Genomic DNA, 5,222 nt, shown 5'->3' on the forward strand with positions numbered 1-5,222 from the left:
AGGAGACGCTGCCGACGAGCGCGATGATGGCCGGAAGGGTCAGGCTCTGGCCGGACGGGTTCAATGCAACGGCGACACCGATGAAGCCGACGACGACGGCGAGCCAGCGCCCGGCATCGACGCGTTCTCCGAGCAGCAGCGCAGCCAGGATCACCGCCCAGACTGGAGCGGCGAGCCAGAGTGTCATGGTGTCGGCCAAAGGCAGGTAGGATACCGCCCAGTAAAACAGCGCGACTTCGCAGGAGCCAAGCGTCACGCGCAGCACCTGCAGCCACGGCCGCTCCGGGCGCAATGTGCGACCAATGCCCTGCTTCACCACGAACGGGGCGATCACGATCAGCGCCGCGACGCTGCGCAGCAGCACCACCTGGCCGACCGTATAGGTTGCGACCAGCCATTTCCCCAGCACGTCATTCACGGAGAACAGCAGGATGCCGAGCAGCATCATGGTGATGCCGGTCAAGGTGGCGTTTTTGGTGGGCATGGTGGTCTGCAGGAATACCTATCGTGTGGGCGTTTCCTGTCGCCTTTCGCGCTCCGCGAGGCAAGTGGTGCCACGCGCAGGGGTTGTGCGCCCAGGGCAGAGGGGGCATTAATTTAATTATTGACTTAATTAAGTGGTTAGCTAATTAATGATGCATGGACCGCTTCATCGCTCTCGCCGACCCGACGCGCCGCCGCATCATCGAGATGCTCGGTGAAGGTGCCCTGGCGGCCGGTGAGATCACAGCGCGGTTCAGCATCAGCGCGCCGGCGATCTCGCAGCATCTGAAGGTGCTGAAGGAGGCGGGCCTCGTCAGGGTCGAAGTCAGCGGCCAGCGTCGCATCTACCGGCTCGATCCTGACGGGCTCGATGCATTCGATCTCTGGGTGAAGAAGGTTCGCGGCTTCTGGGGCTCGCGACTCGACATATTGGGGCAGAAACTGGCGCAAGCCGACAGTCATGAGGGAGAGAAGGATGCATGAGGGAGAGACGGATGAGTGAGTACGGCACTGTTCTTGAAAGTGGCGCGGTGCGGTTCGAGCGCCTCCTGCCGGGGCCGGTCGAACGCGTCTGGGCCTATCTGGCGGAGTCCGGCAAGCGCGGCACCTGGTTGGCCTCTGGTGATTTCGACCTGCGCGTCGGCGGTGAGACGAAGCTTCTGTTCAAGCATTCGGAGATCACCGATGAGCCGCCGCCCGAGCGCTATCGCGAGGTGAATGACAAGGGATTTCTCGCGACCGGGACGATCACCCGCTGCGAGCCGCCACATGCGCTTGCCTTCACCTGGGACGGGGACGGCAATCCCCTCTCGGAGGTCACCTTCGAGCTCAGTCCAAGGGATGGCAAGGTGCTGCTGGTGCTGACCCATCGCAAGCTCGCCGACAAGGCTGCGATGACGAATGTCTCCGGCGGCTGGCACATGCATCTCGGCCTGCTCGAGGACCAGCTTGCGGGGCAGACGCCGCGTGGCTTCTGGTCCCGGCAGGCGAAGCTCGAGAGTGAGTACGCCGCACTCTTTGCGAGCCTGCCGGAGTAGGGCGGGGGCCTCATGCCGCCGGCGTGCCGGGCGCGGGCCGCTCTCGAGGCGGCGCGGCCCGCGCCCGGCAAGGACGCTGGCCGCGCCCGACAAGGACGCTGGCCGCGCCCGATCCGCTTCGCGGTGTGTGTCGGCGTACATTGCGAGCTTGATCGAGGTCCAGCGACCGTACTCGTCGCAAAGCGCGTTCGGCCTGCGGCTCGACGATGGCCGGTCAGATCGACGGACTGGCGGTTGCCGGCTATCTCAGCCTATCCGGCGCGCCCCAACCGCCTTGGCGGCCAGCTCCAGGCCAGGCTCAGCTTCTGAGACGCGGCGGGCGGTCGTTGCGCGATTTCACATGCCTCCGGCGCCCGACGGAGAACCGCCGCGCGTGCTTCTGGCAACCATTGCGACGATCGTCTCGAAGAGCTCGTCCTGAGCCTGCGCGGCCGTGATGTCTCCCGCCGCGGCGGCAGAAGACAGGGCCTCGGCTGAACCGAGCAGCGCCCAGAGGCCCGCTGGAGCAATCGTACCGGAGCCGGCGAAGGGCGCGAGCGCGGCTCGGCACTTCCCCATGAAGATCGCTTCGTAATCGCGCTTGAGCTTTGCGAGCTCGGGCGCGCCGGCAAGCGCCGCGATCACGCCAGGGATCTCACGACCCTGGAGGAGCACGCAGTCGACATAGGATGACGCGATGACCGCTGCCCTGCCTGCCAAGGTCGGTTCGCTCGCGTCGAGCGCGGCATCCATGAGTGCTGTCTGGCGCGCGTCGAACTCCTGGTAAAGCGCTGCCAGCAGCCCGCTGCGTGTGCCGAAATGGTCGTAGACGACGGGTTTTGTCACCCCTGACCGCTCGGCTAGCCGCCCCAGCGTCAGTGCCTCCGTTCCCTCCTCCCGGATCAGCCGCCACGCGACATCCAGAAGCTGGCGATAGCGGTCTTCCCTCGCCAGGCGGCGACGCGGCGGCAGAGCAGGTGGGTGATCGTTCGGTCCGGCACTTGACATGTTTATATACCAAAAGTAACTTACTAAAAGTATATATCACTMGGGTTCCCCCCGCAATCACTCAGCCGGAGTTCTTGAAATGCACGCGCTCATTGTCGTCGCCCATCCTGATCGTGAGTCGCTCAGTCATGGCGTCGCTGGGCATGTCGGGGAGGGAGTGTCCCTGTCCGGGCCGGGCAATTCCTTCGAAATCGCCGATCTCGCGGCCGAAGGTTTCGATCCACGCTTCACCGAGGCCGATCTCGCAGTGCACCGTCGCGAGGTGCTGCTGCCGGCTGACATTGCCGCCGAGCAGGTGCGGATCGATCGCGCCGATGCCCTTGTCCTGGTCTATCCCGTCTATTGGTGGTCGATGCCGGCGCTTCTCAAGGGCTGGATCGATCGCGTCTTCGCCAATGGATGGGCCTATGACGAAGGCCCGGATAAACCGATGGTGAAGAGGCTCGGCCATCTCCCGGTCCATCTGGTCGCCATCGGTGGCGCCAGCCTGCGAACCTATGCCCGACACGGATATTTCGGTGCGATGAAGACCCAGATCGACCACGGAATCTTCGATTATTGCGGCGCCCCTGTCGTGACGTCCGAGCTCCTGCTTGGTTCGGGGCAGGATGATCCGGCCAAGCATCTGGCGGCGGCGCGCGCCATTGGCGGCACTCTCTTCAAAGCCTTCCGACCTACCGCCGCACAAGTGGCTGCATGACGGCGTAGCAGGCCGCTGCCTGGCGACGATCTTCACCATTCCAGGGGCGTTCGCGACTGTTTCCCCCGACTCGGCACGCGCCTACAGGCTGGCCGCGGCCCGCGCGGCCTGGTCGTACTGGCCTGACAGCGAGCGCATGGTCGCTGCGATTTCCGAGAGGCGCACCGGATCCATGCCGAGCGCCAGCACGGATTTGACCAGGAGCTGCTCGCGGATCTGGGCGTAGCGCCGGCAGGCATCCTCGCCCGCCGGGGTGATTGCGACGGTCTTTTCCTTGCCCTTGCGCCCGCTCTTGATCAGCTTGAGCCGCTCAAGCTTCTTGAGTGCGTAGTTCACGACATAGGTGTCCTCGATATTGAGGACGAGGCAGATATCGGCGAGGCGTTTTGGCTTGCCGCGGTGGTTGACGTTGTGCAGCACGAGCACGTCCACCGGCGTGAGGTCTGGAATGCCGGCCGAGGTCATGGCGCGGAGCATCCAGCGCTGGAAGGCGTGCACCGTCATGCTGAGCGCGAACTCGAACTCGGAGAGCGCCGGCATCGCGCCCGAGGCCAGGTGGCCCGACGAGACGATCGGGCCGAGCAGCGCGTCGGCCAGCTCAGCCGGTGGTTTCGGGGGCGGGGGTGCCGATGTGGACATCGTCTCTGGCGCTCTCATGCAAGGCAGCCGTCGTGGCGCCGGACGTGCGAACGGCCGCACGAAGCGGCCGTTCGTGAGGGATCGGGCCGGTCGGGCTTACATCTTCTTGTAGGCGTCGATCACGGCCTGGCCGTCGGCACCGGCCTTCTTCAGCCAGTCGGAGGTCAGGGTTTCGCCGGCCTTCTTGAAGCCTGCGGCGAGTTCCGTGCTCGGCGCCTGCACCTTCATGCCCTTGGACTTGAGCTGGTCAAGATACCAGCCGGTCTTGGCCTCCCAGGCCTTCCAGCCGCGCTCCTCGGCTGCGGCAGACGCCTTGAGGATGGCGTCCTGGGTCGGCTTGTCGAGTGCGGCGAAGGCCGCCTTGTTGACGAAGGTGGCATCCTTCGGGATCCAGGCCTGGACGTCGTAGAAATGCGTCAGGGATTCCCAGGCCTTGGAATCATAGCCGGTGCCGCCCGACGACATGAAGGAATTGACCACGCCGGTGGCGAGCGCCTGCGGCAGTTCTGCCGCCTGGATCGTCACCGACTGCATGCCGAGCATTTCGCCGAGCCGCGCGGTTCCGACATTGTAGGAGCGCCATTTCAGCCCCTTCATGTCGTCGATCGTGTTCAGCTCCTTCTTGGCGTAAACGCCCTGCGGCGCCCACGGCACCATGAAGAGCAGCTTGAGGCCCTGGGCGTCGAGCTTCTTCTCGATCGCCGGCTTCGACGCCTTGTAGAGCTTCATGGAGTMGGCGAAGCTCGTGGCCAGGAAGGGCACCACGTCGATGCCGAACAGGGCATCCTCGTTCTCATGGATCGAGAGCAGGACCTCGCCCATCTGGGCCTGCCCGCTCTGCACTGCCCGCTTGATCTCGGGCGCCTTGAACAGCGAGGCACCGCCATGGACGGTGATCTGAAGCTTGCCGCCGGTTGCTGCCTCCACATCCTTGGCGAAGGCGACCAGATTCTCTGTGTGGGGATTGTCGGTGGGGTAGGCGGCGGGCAGGTTCCACTTTGTCTGCGCCGACGCGGGGGCTGCGAGTGCGAAAGCACCGACGCCGAATGCGAAGGCGGCGGCAAGGCGTCTGCGGTTGATCATGATGCTGGTCCCTCTCTTGTTGCTTCGTTGTGAACTCAGTCAGGAAAAGCGAGCTTGGGCAAGAAAAGCACGATCTGCGGAAAGGTCGTGATGATCAGGACGGCGACATTGAGCAGAATGAAGAACGGGAATGCCGCTCGGGCAACCGTCATCGTGTCCTTGCCGCTCATGTTCTGAAGCACGAAGAGGTTGAAGCCGACGGGCGGGGTGATCTGCGCCATCTCGACATGGATCACGAGATAGACGCCGAACCAGACCAGATCGAAGCCGGCTTCCTTGACCATGGGCAGGAC

At 64.5% G+C, this 5,222-nt stretch carries 8 protein-coding genes; 3 read left to right on the forward strand and 5 right to left on the reverse strand.

Annotated features, from left to right (window positions below; genetic code table 11):
- Window positions 1–484 (reverse strand): DMT family transporter (locus AC1DJT_RS34195; protein ID WP_476835820.1); only part of this gene is annotated, 484 nt, incomplete at its 3' end.
- 155 nt (window positions 485–639) lie between these two features.
- Here AC1DJT_RS34195 and AC1DJT_RS34200 point away from each other — a divergent pair.
- Together AC1DJT_RS34200 and AC1DJT_RS34205 are read left to right on the forward strand one after the other, a co-directional pair.
- Entirely contained in the window at window positions 640–966 is a 327-nt protein-coding gene (locus AC1DJT_RS34200; protein WP_069879656.1) for an ArsR/SmtB family transcription factor, read from the forward strand.
- 11 nt (window positions 967–977) lie between these two features.
- A complete protein-coding gene (locus tag AC1DJT_RS34205) occupies window positions 978–1,520 on the forward strand; it encodes an SRPBCC family protein (RefSeq protein WP_441505210.1) in 543 nt (180 codons plus the stop codon).
- 336 nt (window positions 1,521–1,856) lie between these two features.
- Here AC1DJT_RS34205 and AC1DJT_RS34210 read toward each other — a convergent pair whose 3' ends face one another.
- Window positions 1,857–2,507 (reverse strand): TetR/AcrR family transcriptional regulator, encoded by a 651-nt coding sequence (locus tag AC1DJT_RS34210; protein ID WP_441505211.1) that lies wholly within the window; start codon window positions 2,505–2,507, stop codon window positions 1,857–1,859.
- Between the two features lie 79 nt (window positions 2,508–2,586).
- Here AC1DJT_RS34210 and AC1DJT_RS34215 point away from each other — a divergent pair, with 79 nt between their 5' ends.
- On the forward strand, window positions 2,587–3,207 hold the full coding sequence (locus tag AC1DJT_RS34215) for an NAD(P)H-dependent oxidoreductase (protein WP_476770335.1): 621 nt from the start codon (window positions 2,587–2,589) through the stop codon (window positions 3,205–3,207).
- Between the two features lie 81 nt (window positions 3,208–3,288).
- Here AC1DJT_RS34215 and AC1DJT_RS34220 read toward each other — a convergent pair whose 3' ends face one another.
- The 3 genes from AC1DJT_RS34220 to AC1DJT_RS34230 form a co-directional block, all read right to left on the reverse strand.
- Entirely contained in the window at window positions 3,289–3,846 is a 558-nt protein-coding gene (locus tag AC1DJT_RS34220; protein ID WP_441489475.1) for a winged helix DNA-binding protein, read from the reverse strand.
- A gap of 96 nt (window positions 3,847–3,942) precedes the next feature.
- The gene (locus AC1DJT_RS34225; protein WP_476835821.1) at window positions 3,943–4,929 is read right to left on the reverse strand and encodes a TRAP transporter substrate-binding protein; all 987 of its coding nucleotides are present in this window, start codon (window positions 4,927–4,929) and stop codon (window positions 3,943–3,945) included.
- Between the two features lie 35 nt (window positions 4,930–4,964).
- The coding region (locus tag AC1DJT_RS34230) for a TRAP transporter large permease subunit (RefSeq protein WP_476835822.1) at window positions 4,965–5,222 on the reverse strand (258 nt) is incomplete at its 5' end.

This window comes from Allobosea sp. 05T422_2 (genome assembly GCF_056396265.1).